Raw genomic sequence first — 18,977 nt, 5'->3', positions numbered from 1 at the left:
CCCGAAGTATCCGATCAAAAATAAAAATGCCAGTCAGCTTAACTGACTGGCATTAAGCCTCAAGGCTGCGTTTTTGTTTAAGGCCGGGCCTTGAGCTGTGCTTCCGCAGCCTTGGCCAGATCCGGTGGCAGGAAATCCTTGTCCGGGTTGTAGTCGGCCTTCAGATAGCGCGTCAGGTCCTGCAGGTCGCCCGGGTTCAAGGTGCCCGCCGCCTGCTTCAGACGCAGGTTGTCGAGAATGTAGTCGTAGCGGGTGTTGTTGTAATTGCGCACCGAGGTGTAGAGCTGGCGCTGGGCGTCGAGCACGTCGACGATGTTGCGCGTCCCCACCTGATAACCGATTTCCGTGGCTTCCACCGCGCTCTGGTTGGAGATGATCGACTGGCGGCGTGCCTGTACCTGCTCGACGTCGGTGTTCACCGCGCGGTGCAGGTTGCGGGTGTTCTCCACGATCTGCCGGCGCAGGCTTTCGCGCTGCTGCTCGCTCTGATCCAGTTGCGCGTAAGACTGGCGCACCTGGGAGCTGGTCAGCCCGCCGCTGTAGATCGGGATGTTCAATTGCAGACCCACAGTGCTCTGCTCGACGTTGCCGCTGTATGGCGTACCAAACGCATTCGGGTTGGCGAATCCGAGGGCGTCGTTGTCGCCTTTTTCGTACTTGGCCACGGCGTCGAGGGTCGGCAAGTGGCCGGCCTTGCGCTGTTTCAACGTCTGTTCGGCAGAGCTCACCGCATAGTTGCTGGCCAGCAGATTGAGATTCTGTTTGGCGGCGGTGTCGACCCAGGCCTTGGCGTCGTTCGGCGTCGGCGGCAGGATCGGCAGGGTGTGGACGATGCCCTGGATCGAGTTGTACTGACGGTTGGTCAGGGTGATCAGCGCTTCGAACGCATCATCGACCTGACGCTGGGCGACGATCCGGTTGGCCCGGGCGGTGTCGTAACTGGCTTGCGACTGCAGCACGTCGGTCTTGTCCGACAGGCCCACGTCGAAGCGCTCGTTGGACTGGTCGAGCTGGCGCTTGAACGCCGCTTCTTCGGCCTTGGTCGAGGCCAGGTTGTCCTGGCTGCGCAGGACGTTGAAATAGCTTTCGGCCGATTGCAGGATCAGGTTCTGCTCGGTGGCCGACAGTTGCAGCGCGGCCTGCTCGTTGACGTCCTTGGCGGCCTGGTACTGGAACCAGCGATCGGCGCGGAACAACGGCTGTGCCAGCGTCGCCTGATAGGAGTGGGCGCTGCGGTTGGCGATGGCCGAAGGCTGGTCGATGGAGGTGCGCACGCTGTCGGTTTCGGCACCGCCGGACAGATTCGGCAGCAGCCCGGCGCGGGCCTGGGGCACCACTTCTTTCTGGGCGCCGTACTGGGCGCGGGCGGCGGCCAGATCGGCGTTGTTGTCGACCGCTTCCTGATAGACGCTGACCAGATCGGTCTTGGTCGACAAGGGCGCTTCTGCTGCCCAGACCATTGCGTTGGACGCACAAGACACGGCAACAGCCAGTGAGAGTTTGCGCAGCATGAGGCGATCCCTAGCATGAATATTATGGAAATAATCCGGGCGCCAAAGGTAGGGCGCGGGCACTGCATCGTCAAGGCTTGGCGCCAAGGCGCAGCAGGGCAAGGCGAGTGTAGTTGTGCATTGAGGCGCTCACAATCCTGTCGGCCGCCGCAATTGCGCCATTCATCATGGTGTTTGCCGCGGTGTTGGCGTTCTTTGCCGGTTGTGTCTAGACTGGCCGGGTTCTTGTCGGGGTGCCTTGCTATGAGGCTGAGATCGAATAATTTCGGATCCCGTTGAACCTGATCAGGTTAGCGCCTGCGTAGGGAACAAGATTTCTCGTCACCCGGCGAGTCCTCTTGTGCTTCGTCCGGGAAATTGTTCGACAATCGAACGCTCGACGACGATGCACAGCACCAGTCCTGGTGCGTCCGTGCCTTTCAGGTTCTGCTCCGACAATCCACTGCCTGGATGCTGTCTGGAGAGCCCGTGATGACTACAAAATCTAAAAACGCGATCAACCTGAGTGACTCGGCGAAGGTCGACGAGCAGTCGGTTCAACCGTTCACCCGTTCGCAAAAAGTCTACGTTCAGGGCTCCCGCCCGGACATCCGCGTGCCGATGCGCGAAATCACCCTCGATGTGACCCCGACCGATTTCGGTGGCGAGATCAATGCGCCGGTCACTGTCTACGACACCTCCGGCCCGTACACCGATCCGAACGTGGTGATCGATGTGCGCAAAGGCCTGGGCGATGTGCGTTCGGCGTGGATCGACGATCGTGGCGACACCGAGCGCCTGCCAGGCTTGAGTTCGAATTTCGGTCAGGAGCGTCTGGCCGATCCGGAGCTGACCAAGCTGCGCTTCGCCCACGTCAACAACCCGCGCCGCGCCAAGGCCGGGGCCAACGTCAGCCAGATGCACTACGCCCGCAAAGGCATCATCACCGCCGAGATGGAATACGTCGCCATCCGCGAAAACATGAAGCTGCAAGAGGCCCGCGCCGCCGGCCTGTTGAAGCAGCAGCACGCCGGCCACAGTTTCGGCGCGAGCATCCCGAAAGAAATCACCCCAGAGTTCGTCCGTGAAGAAATCGCCCGTGGTCGCGCGATCATTCCGGCCAACATCAACCACGTCGAACTGGAACCGATGATCATCGGCCGTAACTTCCTGGTGAAGATCAACGGCAACATCGGCAACAGTGCGCTGGGTTCGTCCATCGAAGAAGAAGTGGCGAAGTTGACCTGGGGCATTCGCTGGGGTTCGGACACGGTCATGGACTTGTCCACCGGCAAGCACATCCACGAAACCCGCGAGTGGATCATCCGCAACTCGCCAGTGCCGATCGGCACCGTGCCGATTTATCAGGCGCTGGAAAAGGTCAACGGTGTGGCCGAAGACCTGACTTGGGAGCTGTTCCGCGACACGCTGATCGAGCAGGCGGAGCAGGGCGTCGACTACTTCACCATCCACGCCGGCGTGCTGTTGCGCTACGTGCCGCTGACCGCCAAGCGCGTGACCGGCATCGTCTCCCGTGGCGGTTCGATCATGGCCAAGTGGTGCCTGGCGCACCACAAAGAGAACTTCCTCTACACCCACTTCGACGAAATCTGCGAAATCATGAAGGCCTACGACGTCAGCTTCTCGCTGGGCGACGGCCTGCGTCCGGGCTCGATTGCCGATGCCAACGACGAAGCGCAGTTCGGCGAACTGGAGACCCTCGGCGAACTGACCAAGATCGCCTGGAAGCACGACGTGCAATGCATGATCGAAGGCCCGGGCCACGTGCCGATGCAGTTGATCAAAGAGAACATGGACAAGCAGCTGGAGTGCTGCGACGAGGCGCCGTTCTACACCCTTGGCCCGCTGACCACCGACATCGCACCGGGTTACGACCACATCACCTCCGGCATCGGTGCGGCGATGATCGGCTGGTTCGGTTGCGCGATGCTTTGCTACGTGACGCCGAAGGAGCACTTGGGCCTGCCGAACAAGGATGACGTGAAGACCGGGATCATCACCTACAAGATCGCGGCGCACGCAGCGGACCTGGCCAAAGGACATCCGGGCGCACAGATCCGCGACAACGCCTTGAGCAAGGCGCGTTTCGAGTTCCGCTGGGAGGACCAGTTCAACCTCGGTCTGGACCCGGACACCGCCCGTTCGTATCACGATGAAACCCTGCCGAAGGACTCGGCGAAGGTCGCGCACTTCTGTTCGATGTGCGGGCCGAAATTCTGCTCGATGAAGATCACTCAGGAAGTCCGCGAATACGCGGCCAACCAGCGGATCGACGCGGTCGACGTGGATGTCGCCCAAGGCCTGGCGGAACAGGCCGAGCGGTTCAGGAAGGAAGGCAGTCAGCTGTACAAGAAAGTTTGATCTGACCTGAAAGGGCGGGGCCTGTGCGGGCCCCATCGCCAGCAGGCTGGCTCCCACACTGGATTTGTGAACGCCACAAGCCCCCTGTGGGAGCCAGCCTGCTGGCGATTGATCGACACAACAACAAATGTCCCTCTGAGATAACACCCTTGAGCATTCAACCCGGTACTTATTCCCCCGACCTCGCCGTGCCCACCGACAAGCGTGTATTTGGCGGTCGCGATCTGTTTTCCCTGTGGTTCTCCCTCGGCATCGGCCTGATGGTGTTGCAGACCGGTGCGCTGCTGGCGCCGGGGCTGGGCCTGTCGGGATCGCTGCTGGCGATCTTCCTCGGCACCCTGGTCGGCGTCCTGCTGCTGGCCGCCGTTGGCGTGATCGGCAGCGACACCGGGCTGTCATCGATGGCCGCGCTGAAACTCAGCCTCGGCCGTAAAGGCGCGAGCCTGCCGGCGCTGCTCAATCTGCTGCAACTGATCGGTTGGGGTTCGTTCGAAATCATCGTCATGCGTGATGCGGCCAGCCTGCTCGGCACCCGTGCATTCAGTGAGGGATCGCTGTGGGCCAGTCCGATGTTGTGGACCTTGTGTTTCGGTGCACTGGCGACGTTGCTCGCCGTCAGTGGTCCGCTGACGTTCGTGCGCAAGATCCTGCGCAAATGGGGCATCTGGCTGATTCTGGCCGCGTGCATCTGGCTGACCTGGAACCTGTTCGCCAAGGCCGATCTCGGCGCGTTGTGGGCCAAGGCCGGGGATGGTTCGATGCCGTTCGCCGTGGGCTTCGACATTGCGATCGCGATGCCATTGTCGTGGCTGCCGCTGATTGCCGACTACTCGCGGTTCGGCAAGCGGGCGAAGAACGTATTCGGCGGTACGGCGATCGGTTTCTTCATCGGTAACTTCTGGCTGATGAGCCTGGGCGTTGCCTACACCCTGGCCTTTGCGCCGAGCGGTGAAGTCAACGCGCTGCTGCTGGCGCTGGCCGGTGCCGGCCTCGGGATTCCGCTCTTGCTGATTCTGCTGGATGAGTCGGAAAACGCCTTTGCCGACATTCACTCGGCAGCGGTTTCCAGCGGGATTCTGTTGCGCCTGAAAGTCGAGCATCTGGCGCTGGCCATCGGTGTGATCTGCACCCTGATCGCGTTGCTCGCGCCATTGGCGCAATACCAGAACTTCCTGCTGTTGATCGGCTCGGTGTTCGCGCCGCTGTTCGGCGTGGTGCTGGTGGATCACTTCATCCTGCGCAAGCGCAGTGGTCAGGTCGCTTCGGCCGCGTTGCGCTGGCCGGCGCTACTGGCCTGGCTGGGTGGCATCAGCACCTATCACCTGCTGGCGAATCTGTATCCGGATGTCGGCGCAACCCTGCCGGCGCTGGTCCTGGCAGGGCTGTTGCAGCTGGTGCTGGGCCGGGCTTTCAGTTACGGCCGGGAAACAGCTCGGGCTTGATGATGCCGTTCAGGCGCGGGTAAGGGATCTTCAGTTCGACGTGGCCCAGCGCATAAGGCGCGATGGTGCTCACGTCGTACTTGAGGATCACGCCGCCGTAGGTCAGCGCCACGTGCGGGGTTTTGACGAACGGCCAGTTCTTCACGAACTCCGCTTCCTGATCGAGCTTGGTGCTGATCAGCCAGCTGTTGTGCGCCACTTGCGCAGCCTTCCAGAAGGCCTCTTCCTTACCCGGCACCAGCATGTCCGACAGGCTCAGCACCTTGTGCTGCTGGCGCGAATAGTTGATGAAGCCACGGCCCGGGGTGCCATGAGCGCCGCCGGTGTCCAGGTAGCTCGACACTTCGACAATCACCAGACCGTCATGCTGCTCGCGTACTTTCGCCTGCAAATAGCTGCTGTTGCGCGGGCCGGCTGTGCGCAGGAATTGCTCGCGGTAGGCGGCCAGTGTTGGCGCAACCGGTGCATCCGGCGCTGTGCGGGTGAACTGCAGCAGGCGTTTTTCGATGATGCCGTCCAGCGCAGGCTCGGCCGGGAAGTGCAGGGTGTCGATGTTCACCAGCGGGCAGTCAGGGTTCGAGCAACCGGGTTTCAGGGTTTCCGAGGCATCGCGGGTGGTTTCCAGCGGCGTTCGGTAGTTGGGCTGGAACAGGCTGGCGCAAGCGCCCAGGGTCATGGCGATGGCGGCCACGGAGGCAATTTTGAAAAGCGACATGGGCGTCCTTTCTGAAACAGGGGAAGGCAAAAAGTTACCGCTTCGACTCTCTACGAAGCAGTCAGTTCGCCACTAAGCTAATTAGAGTGGGTTTCGTCTCCACCGTCCATCCCGCTGACGGTAAAGGGGCTGCATCAAACGTCACCGTCGCGTTAGGATGGCGCGAAGTCGAGGTTGCAGGTAGCCAAAATCAACCTCGTATTGGATTTGCAGTAAACGAGGATGCTCATGACCGATTTTGCCAAAGCCATTCCGTCCGCCATCGACATCGTGCGACGCGAGCAATGCTACAAGGGCTTCTACAAGCTCGATCGTGTGCATTTGCGCCACGAATTGTTCGCCGGTGGCATGAGCCGCGAGATCAATCGTGAAGTGTTCGTGCGACACGACGCCGTGTGCCTGTTGCCCTACGATCCGCAGCGCGATGAAGTGGTGCTGATCGAGCAGTTTCGCGTCGGCGCCATGGGCAAGACCACCAATCCCTGGCTGGTGGAGCTGGTCGCCGGTCTGATCGACAAGGAAGAAGTGCCGGAAGAAGTTGCTCGCCGCGAAGCGCAGGAGGAAGCTGGGCTGGACATCCAGGCCCTGTGGCCGATGATGCAATATTTCCCGTCACCGGGGGGCAGCAACGAGTTCGTGCATTTGTATCTGGGGCGTTGCAGCACTGAAGGCGTTGGTGGCCTGCACGGGCTGGAGGAAGAAGCAGAAGATATCCGCGTCACGGTCTGGGCCTTCGAAGATGCCCTGCAGGCCGTACGCGACGGACGGATTGCCAATGCGGCGAGCATCATCGCCTTGCAGTGGCTGGCGCTCAATCGCGCCGAAGTGAGGGGGCTATGGTCGTAAACAAACTGCGCGATCGCTATCGTGTCGACCTTGTGGGCCTGCAAGCCGCCTGCGAGGCCAACTACGCGCGCCTGATGCGACTGTTGCCGGACATGCGCCGCGAACCTGAAGCAAGGCGCATCGCCGTGACCCAGGGCGACCAGATGCTCGGCGTGCTGGCCATCGAAGTGTTGCAGGCCTGCCCGTACACCACGACCCTGCAAGTGCGTCAGGAACACAGCCTGCCGTGGCTGCCGGTGCCGCAACTGGAAGTGCAGGTCTATCACGACGCGCGCATGGCCGAAGTGATCAGCGCCGAACATGCACGACGCTTTCGTGGCATCTATCCTTACCCCAACGCGGCCATGCATCAGCCTGACGAAAAAGCCCAGCTCAATCTGTTCCTCGGAGAATGGCTGAGCCATTGCCTGGCCTGCGGTCACGAGTACGCCGCCGTTCGATAGCTTCGACAGTTGGGATAACAGCGGCAAGTTGTGAACTGCGTCCGGTTCGGCGGTTTCTTCCCGGGGCCTTCCCCCAGCATAATTGCGAACCTTTCCGACCCGGCGATCCAGCCCTGGGAGAACGCCTTGCCGAGCGTATCGACTCTGACCACCGCTGATGCGGCGTTGCTGGTGCAACTGTCCGACAGTCATTTGTTCGCCGAGGCGGACGGTGCCCTGCTGGGCATGAAGACTCGCGAGAGCCTGCAAAAAGTCATCGAACTGGTGCTCGAACAGCAGCCGCAGATCGACCTGATCGTTGCCAGCGGCGATCTGTCCCAGGACGGTACGCTGGAGTCCTACCAGCAATTTCGTCAGATGACGGCGCAGATCGATGCGCCCGCCCGCTGGATCCCGGGCAACCACGATGAACCGCAGATCATGCAAATGGCCGCGGTACAGAGTGCGCTGCTGGAGCCGGTGGTGGATGTCGGCAACTGGCGCGTGACTCTGCTCGATTCGGCGGTGCCGGGCTCGGTGCCGGGGTATTTGCAGGATGAACAACTGCAATTGCTGGCTCGTTCGCTGAGCGAGGCGCCGGATCGGCATCATCTGGTGTGTTTTCACCATCACCCGGTATCGATTGGTTGTGCCTGGATGGAGCCGATCGGCTTACGTAATCCCGAAGCGTTCTTTGACGTGCTCGACCGTTTCCCGCAGGCACGCGCCGTGCTGTGGGGGCATGTACATCAGGAGATCGATCGTGAGCGCAATGGCGTGCGACTGATCGCCTCGCCGTCGACCTGCATTCAATTCGAGCCGGGCAGTGAAGACTTCAAGGTCGGCGAACAGGCGCCGGGGTATCGCTGGTTGCGGTTGCTGCCGGACGGGCGGATCGAAACGGGCGTGGAGCGTGTCACCGATTTCCAGTTCACGGTCGATTACGGCTCCAACGGCTACTGATTCAGGGGCGCGGCGCTGATTTCCTCGGGTGCTGGCCCAACACCCCCCGACTCCCTGTAAACTCCGCTTTCTTTAGCCGACGCCCAGGGAGCTCAAATGTCCGGTTCGATCCTCTATATCCACGGTTTCAACAGCGCGCCGGCCTCGAAGAAGGCCTGTCAGCTGGTCGAGGTGATGGAGCGACTGGGTTTGAGCGATCAACTGCGTGTCCCGGCGCTGCATCACCACCCGCGTGAAGCCATCGGTCAGCTGGAGCAGGCAATCGCCGAGCTGGGCCGGCCATTACTGGTGGGAAGCTCCCTCGGCGGCTACTATGCGACTCACCTGGCCGAGCGCCATGGCCTGAAAGCCCTGCTGGTCAACCCGGCCGTCAGTCCGCACCGGATGTTCGACGGATACCTGGGGACGCAGAAAAACCTGTACACCGATGAAACCTGGGAATTGACCCACGACCATGTGACGGCCCTGGCCGAACTGGAAGTGCCGGCGCCGCAGGATTCGCAGCGGTATCAGGTATGGTTGCAGACCGGGGACGAAACGCTGGACTATCGCCATGCCCAGCAGTATTACCGGGCCTGTGCCTTGCGCATTCAGGCCGGCGGCGACCATAGTTTCCAGGGGTTTGCCGGGCAATTGCCGGCGTTATTGAGTTTTGCCGGCATTGGCGCCGATTTGTTTCAGGCAATCGATTTCACCGCACTGTGAGCGGTTGCCCCATTAATTCCTTATTCACCGAACACTGACGACGAGACCTTATGGCCACTCCCAGCGCTAGCTCCTATAACGCCGACGCCATCGAAGTCCTCTCGGGCCTCGACCCGGTGCGCAAACGCCCCGGGATGTACACCGACACCAGTCGGCCGAATCACCTTGCCCAGGAAGTCATCGACAACAGCGTCGACGAAGCCCTGGCCGGCCACGCCAAATCGATCCAGGTCATCCTCCATGCCGACCACTCGCTGGAAGTCTGCGACGACGGTCGCGGCATGCCGGTCGACATCCACCCGGAAGAGGGTGTGTCGGGCGTTGAGCTGATCCTCACCAAGCTCCATGCGGGCGGCAAGTTTTCCAACAAGAACTACCAGTTCTCCGGCGGTCTGCACGGGGTGGGTATTTCCGTGGTCAACGCCTTGTCGACCCAGGTGCGGGTGCGGGTCAAGCGTGACGGCAACGAATATGAAATGACCTTCGCCGATGGCTACAAGGCCACCGATCTGCAAGTGATCGGCACCGTCGGCAAGCGCAATACCGGGACCAGTGTGTACTTCGCGCCGGACCCGAAATACTTCGATTCGCCAAAATTCTCTATCAGCCGCCTCAAGCACGTACTCAAGGCCAAGGCCGTTCTGTGCCCGGGCCTGTTGATCAGCTTCGAAGACAAGGGCACTGGCGAAAAGGTCGAGTGGCATTACGAAGATGGCCTGCGTTCCTACCTGGTAGACGCGGTCAGCGAATTCGAGCGCCTGCCGGACGCGCCGTTCTGCGGCAACCTGGCCGGGACCAAGGAAGCGGTCGAGTGGGCGCTGCTGTGGCTGCCTGAGGGGGGCACCTCGGTCACCGAAAGCTACGTCAACCTGATCCCGACGGAGCAGGGCGGCACCCACGTCAACGGCCTGCGTCAGGGCTTGCTCGACGCGATGCGCGAGTTCTGCGAATTCCGCAGTCTGCTGCCGCGTGGCGTGAAGCTGGCGCCGGAAGACGTCTGGGAACGCATCGCTTTCGTCCTGTCGATGAAGATGCAGGAACCGCAGTTCTCCGGCCAGACCAAAGAGCGTCTGTCGTCCCGTGAAGCGGCGGCGTTTGTCTCCGGTGTGGTCAAGGACGCATTCAGCCTGTGGCTCAACGCCAACCCGGAAACCGGTCTGGCGCTGGCGGAACTGGCGATCAGCAATGCCGGCCGTCGCCTGAAAGCGAGCAAGAAAGTCGAACGCAAGCGCATCACCCAGGGGCCGGCATTGCCGGGCAAACTGGCTGATTGCGCCGGGCAGGACCCGATGCGTTCCGAGCTGTTCCTGGTGGAGGGTGATTCCGCCGGCGGTTCGGCCAAGCAGGCGCGGGACAAGGAATTCCAGGCGATCCTGCCGTTGCGCGGCAAGATCCTCAACACCTGGGAAGTCGACGGCAGCGAAGTGCTGGCCAGCCAGGAAGTGCACAACATCGCGGTGGCCATTGGCGTCGATCCGGGCGCCGAGGACATGAGCCAGCTGCGCTACGGCAAGATCTGCATCCTCGCCGACGCCGACTCCGACGGCCTGCACATCGCCACCTTGCTGTGCGCCTTGTTCGTCCAGCATTTCCGCCCATTGGTGGATGCCGGTCACGTCTACGTCGCGATGCCACCGCTGTACCGCATCGACCTGGGCAAAGAGATTTTCTACGCCTTGGACGATGCCGAGCGCGACGGGATCCTCGATCGCCTGGTGGCCGAGAAGAAACGCGGCAAGCCGCAGGTCACCCGATTCAAGGGTCTGGGTGAAATGAACCCGCCGCAACTGCGTGAAACCACCATGGACCCGAACACCCGACGCCTGGTGCAGTTGACCCTCGGGGCAGACTTCGCCGAGACCTCGGAAATGATGGACATGCTGCTGGCGAAAAAACGCGCCGGTGACCGCAAGACCTGGCTCGAGTCCAAGGGCAACCTCGCCGAGGTCCTCGCCTGATGCGGTTTGGCTGGGCCTTGGCGAGTGCGTTGCTGCTGGGTTCGATGACGGTGTCGGCAGAGCCTGTGCAAGAGTTGCGCGTGCTCGCCGAACACCCGGTCGAAGGCATGCGCGGCGGCAATCTGTCGGGGCTGGCCCTGTGCGGCAACGAGCTGTGGACGGTGTCGGATCGCGACGATGATCAAATCTACCGTCTCGATACCCGCGACCCGGTCTGGCAGGCGACAGCCGTACGCATCGACCCGCCACCAGTCCCCGACAGCGGCTTGCCGTGGGGTATCAAGTCGCGGACCTGGGCGGCGTCCTTCGTTCGCGGTGGTGACCTGGATTTCGAAGGGATCACCTGCGACAGCGCCGGCAATCGCTACATTGTCAGCGAAGGCCATGCCGCCGTACTGCAAGTGCCGCCGCAGGGGCCGTCGTCGTGGCTGAAAATCTCGCCGATGATGGTGCGCGAAGCGCGGGCCAGTGGTCTGCTGCTGCAATTCAATGCGATCTTCGAGGGCCTGGCGATCAATCCGGCGGGCGATCAGATGTGGCTGGCCGCCGAACGGCAAAGCCGCGGCTTGCTGCTGATCAAGCGTCAGCAGACAGTGTGGGACTGTGATGGTCGCTGCGTGCTGCTGAGCGAAGGCGGGATGGAAATGCAGCCTCCGCAGTTCCCCAAGGCCAGACCGGTCAATCGGGACTTTTCCGACCTGTCATTGTTCAACGGCAAACTGTTTACCCTTGAGCGCAACGCGTACCAGATCTGTCGTCGCGATGCGCAGACGGCCAAGGTCGAGCTTTGCTGGTCGTACGCGGCCGAGCTGTTGCAGGGCAATCGTCGTTACGCGCAGAACTTCGGGCTGGAAGAGGCGCTGGTCGTCGATGCTCAAGGCGCCTGGATCGGCGTCGACAACAATTTTGGTCCTCGCGCCGATGGCGAGGTCCGCCCGATCGTCTGGCGTTTCGCCGCACCTGAGGGTGGCTGGAGCGCCAAGCCGTGAGTCAGCAACCGCCGGGCAAGCGCGCCGGTCGGGTGCTGATGATTCTGGCCTGGTGCGCGGCCCTGTTTCTGGCCACGCGGTTTTTCGGCCAGTGGGAAGAACGCCAGCGTAATCCCAATGCAGAGGTGACTTCGCAGCAGGGCAACGGCTATATCGAAGTGAAACTGATCGGCAACGCCCAGGGACATTTTGTCGTCAGCGGACTGATCAACGGGAGGCCGGTGGAGTTCATGCTCGACACTGGCGCGACCGACGTGGCAATCCCGGCGGAGGTGGCGAAAAGCCTGAAGCTGGAAGAAGGTTTCGGTGTGACCCTGAGCACGGCCAACGGCCTGAGCCAGGGCTATCGCACCCGTATCGACCGCCTGCAACTGGGCGACATCGTGCTGCGGGACGTCCGCGCACTGGTGGCGCCGGGGCTGCATGGCGATCAGGTGCTGCTCGGCATGAGCGCCCTGAACAAACTTGAATTTACTCAGCGCGGCGGCACCATGCTGCTGCGCCAGACAACGAACCGATGAGGCCCGCATGAGCGACAACCTTGCAGACAGCTTAGATGGCGTAGAACGCCGGTCGCTGGCTGACTTCACCGAAAATGCCTACCTCAACTACTCCATGTACGTGATCATGGACCGTGCCCTGCCGCATATCGGCGACGGTCTGAAACCGGTACAGCGGCGTATCGTCTACGCCATGAGCGAATTGGGGCTGGACGCCGATTCCAAGCACAAGAAGTCGGCGCGTACCGTCGGCGACGTGCTCGGCAAGTTCCACCCGCACGGCGACTCGGCGTGCTACGAAGCGATGGTGCTGATGGCCCAGCCGTTCAGCTATCGCTACACGCTGGTGGACGGCCAGGGTAACTGGGGGGCGCCGGACGATCCGAAATCCTTCGCCGCCATGCGATACACCGAAGCGCGGCTGTCGCGTTATTCCGAAGTGTTGCTCAGCGAGCTGGGCCAAGGCACCGCAGACTGGGGCCCGAACTTCGACGGCACCCTGCAGGAACCGCTGGTTCTCCCTGCGCGCCTTCCGAACATCCTGCTCAACGGCACCACCGGCATTGCCGTGGGCATGGCTACCGACGTACCGCCGCACAACCTGCGCGAAGTCGCCACTGCGTGCGTGCGCCTGCTCGACGAGCCGAAAGCCACGGTCGAGCAGCTCTGCGAACACATTCAGGGCCCGGACTACCCGACCGAAGCGGAAATCATCACCCCGCGTGCCGATCTGCTGAAAATGTACGAAACCGGCAAGGGCTCGGTGCGCATGCGCGCCGTTTACCATGTCGAGGACGGCGACATCATCGTCACCGCGCTGCCGCACCAGGTTTCCGGGGCCAAGGTGCTGGAACAGATCGCCGCGCTGATGCAGGCCAAGCCGTCGAAAGCGCCGCAGATCGCTGACCTGCGTGACGAGTCCGACCACGAGAACCCGTGCCGCATCGTGATCATCCCGGTCAACAGCCGCGTCGATCACGAAGCGCTGATGCAGCACCTGTTCGCCAGCACCGAGCTGGAGTCGACCTACCGGGTCAACGTCAACATCATCGGTCTGGACGGCAAGCCGCAGCTGAAAAACCTTCGTGCGCTGCTGGTGGAGTGGCTGGAATTCCGCGTACTGACCGTGCGTCGTCGCCTGCAATTCCGTCTCGACAAGGTCGAGCGTCGCCTGCACCTGTTGGACGGTTTGCTGATTGCTTACCTCAACCTGGATGAAGTAATCCACATCATCCGCACCGAGGAACACCCGAAAGCCAAGCTGATCGAGCGTTTTGCCCTCAGCGAAATCCAGGCCGACTACATCCTCGATACCCGTCTGCGTCAATTGGCGCGACTGGAAGAGATGAAGTTGCGCGACGAACAGGACGAGCTGCTCAAGGAGCAGGCCAAGCTGCAAGCCTTGTTGGGCAGCGAAGCCAAGCTGAAGAAACTGGTCCGTACCGAGCTGTTGAAAGACGCCGAAACCTACGGTGATGACCGTCGGTCGCCAATCGTCGAGCGTGCGGAAGCCAAAGCACTGACCGAGCACGATCTGCTGCCGAACGAGAAAGTCACCGTTGTACTGTCGGAAAAAGGCTGGATCCGTTCGGCCAAGGGCCACGAAATCGACGCCACCGGCCTGTCGTACAAGGCCGGCGACGGCTTCAAGACCTCGGCGGCTGGGCGTTCCAACCAGTTTGCGGTGTTTATCGACTCCACCGGTCGGAGTTACTCGGTGGCCGCACACACCTTGCCTTCGGCACGGGGCCAGGGTGAGCCGTTGACCGGCCGTCTGACGCCACCGCCAGGCGCCACGTTCGAATGCGTGCTGATGCCGGAGGACGACGCGCTGTATGTGATCGCCTCCGACGCCGGCTACGGGTTCGTGGTCAAGGGTGAAGACCTGCAAGCCAAGAACAAGGCCGGCAAGGCCCTGTTGAGCCTGCCGAACAACGCCAAGGTGATCGCGCCGCGCCCGGTGGCCGATCGCGAGCAGAACTGGCTGGCCTCGGTCACGACCGAGGGTCGCCTGCTGATTTTCAAAATCAGCGATCTGCCACAATTAGGGAAGGGCAAAGGCAACAAGATCATCGGTATTTCCGGTGAGCGTGTGGCCAGTCGCGAAGAATATGTCACGGACATCGCCGTTCTTCCGGAAGGCGCCACGCTGGTGCTGCAAGCCGGAAAACGTACCTTGTCGCTGAAAGCCGACGACCTCGAACACTACAAGGGTGAGCGTGGTCGCCGTGGCAATAAACTGCCACGGGGCTTCCAGCGAGTGGATGCGCTGCTCGTCGAAAACCTCAATTAAGCGGCCAGGGGGTATTCGCACTCATTTCTCCTTCGGAGAAAATGACTGAGAACGCCTCTCTAGAGCGTCCGATCTTCGATTTAACCCGTAGATCGGCGCTTTGGCGCTGGAGTCGGAACGCATATTCACGGATGATATGGCCTTTCCAAGCGCCGGCGTGGCCGAGCGTTCTTCATATTTTTTGAGTATTTTCACTGTGGTCAGCCTTGTGGCGGCCACCTGGACGGGATGATGACTTCTCTGCGCCCCCTTATTTTCCTGCTCGCCGGCGTTCTTGGCCTGGCGGGTTGCAGCGTTCACCAACCGGTGTCGCTGTATCAGCTGGACAGCGGAAGTCCGGCTCAGCCTGCGCAAAGCGCGGGCATGGCAGTTTTGCTGGGCCCTGTGGTCGTTGCCGACTATCTGCAACGTGAAACCTTGTTGCAACGTCAGCCGGATGGCAGCCTGCAGGCTTCGACCGATGGTCGCTGGGCCGGAAGCCTGTCTTCGGACATCGATCAGTTGCTGTTGCGTCAGGTCGCAGGTCGCCTCGACAGCCAGCGTGTGGTATTGGCGCCGGCCACTCTGGGGTTCACCCCGGACGTGCAGGTGCTGTTGACCATCACTCGTCTGGATTCCGGTGCCAGGCAACCGGCGATTCTGGACGCGCAGTGGCGCCTGATCGACCGTCGTGGTCAGGTGCGGGACAACCGCATCGTGCATCTGCAGGAACAGCATGCCGGCACCACCGCCGCGCAGGTGCAGGCGCAAGGCGTGTTGTTGCAGCGCCTGGCGGAGCAGTTGTCGGTGGCGCTCAAACCTTTGGCCAACCAGCCTCCAGTTGCCGAAGCGCCGCGCAAACCGGCACCGAAACCGGCCGCGCCGGCGGCGGAAGCCGAGAAGCAACCGAAGATTCCGATGGCTTCGCCGATTCGTACGGATATGGAAGTGTTTCGCTTCTAAGGCTGGATCGAGTCAAGACAGAGCCCGCCTTGTGCGGGCTTTGTCGTTTCTGGGGTTCTGGGTAGAAGATCAAAAGCCCCCTCACCCTAACCCTCCCGAAACGTCGGACCGCCCGGAGGGAGAGGGGACTAACTGAGGTGTCTTGCGTCATTCATCGACCTGAAAGACCTTGGTGATTATGGATTCGGCGCAGTGCGGGCTTTCGATTATGGATTCGGCAGGGAACGTTCAGGTCGGTGTAGATCCTGAGCATCCCCCTTTCGGTTCCCTCTCCCTCCGGGAGAGGGCTAGGGTGAGGGGCTGTTTGACGACGGGTGATATCTCAATAACGCCACGCACAAAAAAGCCCACAGACAATCACTCGTCTGCGGGCTTCTTCACATCAAGGGCAACGCCTCAGGCCCGACGCTCATGCATCCGCGCCAGTTGCCGCTCGAGCATCGACGGATAAGGCTCCATCAACCGCTCCACACAGCAAGCCCCTTCAGGGCTGGCAATCGGCCGGATCCGCGCACGCTGACGAATCAATGCGTCATCACCGATCTTGCGCTCCACCAGCAGCAGATTGCGGCTGTGCTGCGAAAGCGCCAGGGCGTCCTGGGCGGAGTCGGTCAGCAGCAGGTCGATCTGGCTCAGCCCGAACAACTCGTCGCCCAGGGTCAGGCCCAGTTGCAATTGCAGGGTGATGCCGCTGTCGGCGACTTCGATCTGCAACTGGTGGCCCAGTGCTCGCAGCAGCTCGCCACAGCAGATGGCGTTGGTCAGGTAATCGTCGCCGCTGTCTTCGGTGTGGAACAGCATCAGCGTGCTGCCATCGTTCAGGGTTTCGATTTCACCCTGATACAGCGAAGCAGCCTGTTCCAGGCAGTCGCGGTAGCGATCCTGCAACTCTTCCAGACGTGCCCGTGGCAACCGGCGCAGTTGCTCCTGCGAGCCCAGTTGCACCGCCAGCACCGCCGTGTGTTGTGGCACGCTCGGGGTTGGCCGACGAACGGCTGGTGTTGCGGTTTCGCTCAGTGATTCGTCACGCAGATCGGCAAACGGATCCTCGTCATCGTCGTCTTCAACGGTGCTGACCACATGGCGTGGCGCAGGCTTCTGCGCGGCCATCGGGCGGCTCTCGTCGAAGCTCGGATCACGCAGGTTGCGCACTTCGAATTCCGGCTCGACGTCGTCGTCCTCGAACTCGGGTTCCGGCTCCGGCTCTGGAATGGTCGGCTCCGGAGCGTAACTGGCGTGCAGTTGACGGGCCAGATCGCCGATCTCGTCCTGACGCTCGATACCCGGTGTGTACTCGTCGATCCGGCGCAGCCAGACACGCAATTGCAGCAATGGCGTGGAGATGTGCCGGCCAAGACGCAGGCTCAGGGCCAGGGACAGTGCCAGCAGGATCGCGCTCAGGATGCCCATGCTTTGCAGGCTGATGGTCATCGGCTGCTGGAATTGATCCATGTCCAGACTGATGCGCAGTTGCCCGGCGGTCACGTCCTGGAAGGTGATCTTGCTCTCGTACATGCCTTCGGCTTCGCCCAGCAGGCTGTGCTTGGGCCGCTGACCGGACTCGGCGAGGATGCGGTTGTCCACGCTGTAGATGGCGGCGTGGGCCACCAGCTTGTTCTTGGTCAGGTTGTTGAGCAGCACGTTGAGGCTGAGGATGTCGTTGGACACCAGCAGCTCGGTCGCGGAGGTGGCGGTCTGCGTGGTCAGGCTTTCGCCCAGCGCATCGGCCTGCTCGTGCATGGCCTGCTTGAACTGCAAGCCCATCACGCAGGCATAGATCACCAGGGCCAGGGCGACCAGGATCACGTTATGGCTGGCAATGCGCAATGCAATCGGTACACGGCGGTGGCGCAGTGCACGGAAGATCAGCAGAAAGAAGTTATCGGTTTTAACTGGCGTGGGCCGGTTCACTGAGCTCGGCTCTTTTGTCCGTGAAGTTGACGCGCAGTATAGCGACAGGCCCTAGACCGGCAAAGCGCTGGCGGTGCCCGATGGTCACTGAAAGTGGGTAGAATGCGGTTTTTTTCCAGTTGCGGGGGTGCGCGTTGCGCGAAATCGTCCTGATTAACATCACGGGAGTCGACCGTCCGGGTCTGACGGCGGCCATTACCGGTGTTCTGGCCCAGGGTGGTGTGAACATCCTCGACATCGGTCAGGCGGTGATCCACGACATGCTGTCGTTCGGCATCCTCGTGGAAATCCCCGACTCCGAGCAAGGAAAGTCGGTGCTCAAGGACATCCTGTTCAAGGGCTACGAGCTCGACCAACAGGTGCGTTTCACCCCGGTATCCGAAGAGGATTACCAGCAATGGGTGGGCAATCAGGGCAAGAAACGCCACATCGTCACCCTGCTGACCCGCAAGGTCACCGCCGGCCAGTTGCAGGCCGTGAGTTCGATCACCGCCAAATATGGCCTGAACATCGACCACATCGACCGTCTGTCGGGTCGCATGCCGCTGGACACGCCGGCCGACAAGGGCAAGGGCTGCATCGAGTTCTCCGTGCGTGGCGAGGCGGCTGATCCACAGGCCCTGCGCGCCGAATTCCTCAGCGTGGCCCAGGAACTGAATGTCGACATCGCCTTCCAGGAAGATTCGCTGTTCCGTCGTAATCGCCGTCTGGCGGTGTTCGACATGGACTCGACCCTGATCGAAGCCGAAGTCATCGATGAACTTGCCAAGGCGGCCGGCGTCGGCGACCAGGTTTCGGAAATCACCGAGCGGGCAATGGCCGGCGAGCTGGACTTTCGCGCCAGCTTCAAAGAGCGTCTGGCGCTGCTTAAAGGCCTTGATGTCAGCGTGCTCGATTCGATCGGCGCCTCTTTGCGCCTGACCGAAGGCGCCGAAACCCTGTTCGCCGAACTCAAGCGCCTGGGCTACAAGACCGCGATCCTGTCCGGCGGCTTCACCTACTTCGCCAAGCAATTGCAGGCCAAGCTCGGCATCGACTACGTGTTCGCCAACGAACTGGAAGTGGTCGACGGCAAGTGCACCGGCGTGGCGATCGAGCCGATCGTCGATGCCCAGCGCAAGGCGGATCTGCTGAAGGAACTGGCCCACAAGGAAGGTTTGCGTCTGGAGCAGACCATCGCCGTGGGCGACGGTGCCAACGATCTGCCAATGTTGGCGATTGCCGGTCTGGGCGTGGCGTTCCGCGCCAAGCCGCTGGTCAAACAGTCGGCGAAGCAGGCGATTTCCACCCTCGGGCTGGATGGTGTGCTGTACCTGTTGGGCTTCCGGGATCGCGACGGGCAGCTCTGAAAGCTCCGCCGCCTTCGCTGGCCCCTTCGCGAGCAAGCCCGCTCCCACATTGGAATGCATTTCAAATGTG

The 18,977-nt window shown here is 61.7% G+C and carries 15 protein-coding genes and 1 riboswitch; of the genes, 12 read left to right on the top strand and 3 right to left on the bottom strand.

Going from position 1 to position 18,977, the window contains the following annotated elements; genetic code table 11:
• Window positions 1-77: 77 nt before the first annotated feature.
• Entirely contained in the window at window positions 78-1,511 is a 1,434-nt protein-coding gene (locus tag ACW9HX_RS27195; protein ID WP_457382961.1) for a TolC family outer membrane protein, read from the bottom strand.
• 219 nt (window positions 1,512-1,730) lie between these two features.
• Window positions 1,731-1,836, top strand: a riboswitch (TPP riboswitch).
• Between the two features lie 146 nt (window positions 1,837-1,982).
• On the opposite strand from ACW9HX_RS27195, the gene thiC reads away from it, so the two are divergent.
• Window positions 1,983-3,872, top strand: a complete 1,890-nt coding sequence (gene thiC, locus ACW9HX_RS27190; protein ID WP_108559280.1) for a phosphomethylpyrimidine synthase ThiC — start codon at window positions 1,983-1,985, stop codon at window positions 3,870-3,872.
• A 149-nt stretch (window positions 3,873-4,021) separates the two neighbouring features.
• On the top strand, window positions 4,022-5,314 hold the full coding sequence (gene cytX / locus ACW9HX_RS27185) for a putative hydroxymethylpyrimidine transporter CytX (RefSeq protein WP_457382960.1): 1,293 nt from the start codon (window positions 4,022-4,024) through the stop codon (window positions 5,312-5,314).
• On the opposite strand, the gene ACW9HX_RS27180 is transcribed toward cytX, so the two are convergent.
• Window positions 5,283-6,029: an RsiV family protein gene (locus ACW9HX_RS27180; protein WP_457382959.1), complete on the bottom strand. Its 747-nt coding sequence runs from the start codon at window positions 6,027-6,029 to the stop codon at window positions 5,283-5,285. The genes cytX and ACW9HX_RS27180 overlap by 32 nt on opposite strands.
• Before the next feature lie 228 nt (window positions 6,030-6,257).
• On the opposite strand from ACW9HX_RS27180, the gene ACW9HX_RS27175 reads away from it, so the two are divergent.
• The 9 genes from ACW9HX_RS27175 to ACW9HX_RS27135 all read left to right on the top strand — a co-directional run bounded on the left by ACW9HX_RS27175 (window position 6,258) and on the right by ACW9HX_RS27135 (window position 15,647).
• Window positions 6,258-6,875 carry an NUDIX domain-containing protein gene (locus tag ACW9HX_RS27175; RefSeq protein WP_457382958.1) on the top strand — a complete coding sequence of 206 codons (618 nt, stop codon included), beginning with the start codon at window positions 6,258-6,260 and terminating at the stop codon, window positions 6,873-6,875.
• Window positions 6,866-7,318 carry a DUF1249 domain-containing protein gene (locus ACW9HX_RS27170; RefSeq protein ID WP_096819841.1) on the top strand — a complete coding sequence of 151 codons (453 nt, stop codon included), beginning with the start codon at window positions 6,866-6,868 and terminating at the stop codon, window positions 7,316-7,318. The genes ACW9HX_RS27175 and ACW9HX_RS27170 overlap by 10 nt, the downstream gene beginning before the upstream one ends.
• A 126-nt stretch (window positions 7,319-7,444) precedes the next feature.
• Window positions 7,445-8,260: a 3',5'-cyclic-AMP phosphodiesterase gene (gene cpdA / locus ACW9HX_RS27165; protein WP_457382957.1), complete on the top strand. Its 816-nt coding sequence runs from the start codon at window positions 7,445-7,447 to the stop codon at window positions 8,258-8,260.
• Between the two features lie 96 nt (window positions 8,261-8,356).
• Window positions 8,357-8,965: a YqiA/YcfP family alpha/beta fold hydrolase gene (locus ACW9HX_RS27160; protein ID WP_085711138.1), complete on the top strand. Its 609-nt coding sequence runs from the start codon at window positions 8,357-8,359 to the stop codon at window positions 8,963-8,965.
• A 50-nt stretch (window positions 8,966-9,015) separates the two neighbouring features.
• Window positions 9,016-10,923 carry a DNA topoisomerase IV subunit B gene (gene parE, locus ACW9HX_RS27155; RefSeq protein WP_457382956.1) on the top strand — a complete coding sequence of 636 codons (1,908 nt, stop codon included), beginning with the start codon at window positions 9,016-9,018 and terminating at the stop codon, window positions 10,921-10,923.
• A complete protein-coding gene (locus ACW9HX_RS27150; protein WP_457382955.1) occupies window positions 10,923-11,912 on the top strand; it encodes an esterase-like activity of phytase family protein in 990 nt (329 codons plus the stop codon). Before parE ends, ACW9HX_RS27150 begins: the two co-directional genes overlap by 1 nt.
• Window positions 11,909-12,433 (top strand): retropepsin-like aspartic protease family protein, encoded by a 525-nt coding sequence (locus ACW9HX_RS27145; RefSeq protein WP_457382954.1) that lies wholly within the window; start codon window positions 11,909-11,911, stop codon window positions 12,431-12,433. Before ACW9HX_RS27150 ends, ACW9HX_RS27145 begins: the two co-directional genes overlap by 4 nt.
• Window positions 12,434-12,440: 7 nt before the next feature.
• The gene (parC, locus tag ACW9HX_RS27140; protein ID WP_457382953.1) at window positions 12,441-14,705 is read left to right on the top strand and encodes a DNA topoisomerase IV subunit A; all 2,265 of its coding nucleotides are present in this window, start codon (window positions 12,441-12,443) and stop codon (window positions 14,703-14,705) included.
• A 231-nt stretch (window positions 14,706-14,936) separates the two neighbouring features.
• Complete coding sequence (locus ACW9HX_RS27135; protein WP_457382952.1) at window positions 14,937-15,647, top strand: PqiC family protein; 711 nt, start codon at window positions 14,937-14,939, stop codon at window positions 15,645-15,647.
• Window positions 15,648-16,043: 396 nt separating this feature from the next.
• On the opposite strand, the gene ACW9HX_RS27130 is transcribed toward ACW9HX_RS27135, so the two are convergent.
• Window positions 16,044-17,558 (bottom strand): AhpA/YtjB family protein, encoded by a 1,515-nt coding sequence (locus ACW9HX_RS27130; RefSeq protein ID WP_457382951.1) that lies wholly within the window; start codon window positions 17,556-17,558, stop codon window positions 16,044-16,046.
• A 134-nt stretch (window positions 17,559-17,692) separates the two neighbouring features.
• Here ACW9HX_RS27130 and serB point away from each other — a divergent pair, with 134 nt between their 5' ends.
• The gene (gene serB, locus ACW9HX_RS27125; protein WP_457382950.1) at window positions 17,693-18,907 is read left to right on the top strand and encodes a phosphoserine phosphatase SerB; all 1,215 of its coding nucleotides are present in this window, start codon (window positions 17,693-17,695) and stop codon (window positions 18,905-18,907) included.
• Window positions 18,908-18,977 lie beyond the last annotated feature (70 nt).

This window comes from Pseudomonas sp. SDO52101_S400, assembly GCF_054071635.1.
Note: the sequence above shows the minus strand (reverse complement) of the source record. Positions and strands in the feature narration are given on the sequence as shown.

Coding starts and splice junctions, on each gene's coding strand:
- ACW9HX_RS27195 (WP_457382961.1), bottom strand. CDS start 1,511: ATGCTGCGCAAACTCTCACTGGCTGTTGCCGTGTCTTGTGCGTCCAAC.
- thiC (WP_108559280.1), top strand. CDS start 1,983: ATGACTACAAAATCTAAAAACGCGATCAACCTGAGTGACTCGGCGAAG.
- ACW9HX_RS27180 (WP_457382959.1), bottom strand. CDS start 6,029: ATGTCGCTTTTCAAAATTGCCTCCGTGGCCGCCATCGCCATGACCCTG.
- ACW9HX_RS27175 (WP_457382958.1), top strand. CDS start 6,258: ATGACCGATTTTGCCAAAGCCATTCCGTCCGCCATCGACATCGTGCGA.
- ACW9HX_RS27170 (WP_096819841.1), top strand. CDS start 6,866: ATGGTCGTAAACAAACTGCGCGATCGCTATCGTGTCGACCTTGTGGGC.
- ACW9HX_RS27160 (WP_085711138.1), top strand. CDS start 8,357: ATGTCCGGTTCGATCCTCTATATCCACGGTTTCAACAGCGCGCCGGCC.
- parE (WP_457382956.1), top strand. CDS start 9,016: ATGGCCACTCCCAGCGCTAGCTCCTATAACGCCGACGCCATCGAAGTC.
- ACW9HX_RS27150 (WP_457382955.1), top strand. CDS start 10,923: ATGCGGTTTGGCTGGGCCTTGGCGAGTGCGTTGCTGCTGGGTTCGATG.
- parC (WP_457382953.1), top strand. CDS start 12,441: ATGAGCGACAACCTTGCAGACAGCTTAGATGGCGTAGAACGCCGGTCG.
- ACW9HX_RS27135 (WP_457382952.1), top strand. CDS start 14,937: ATGACTTCTCTGCGCCCCCTTATTTTCCTGCTCGCCGGCGTTCTTGGC.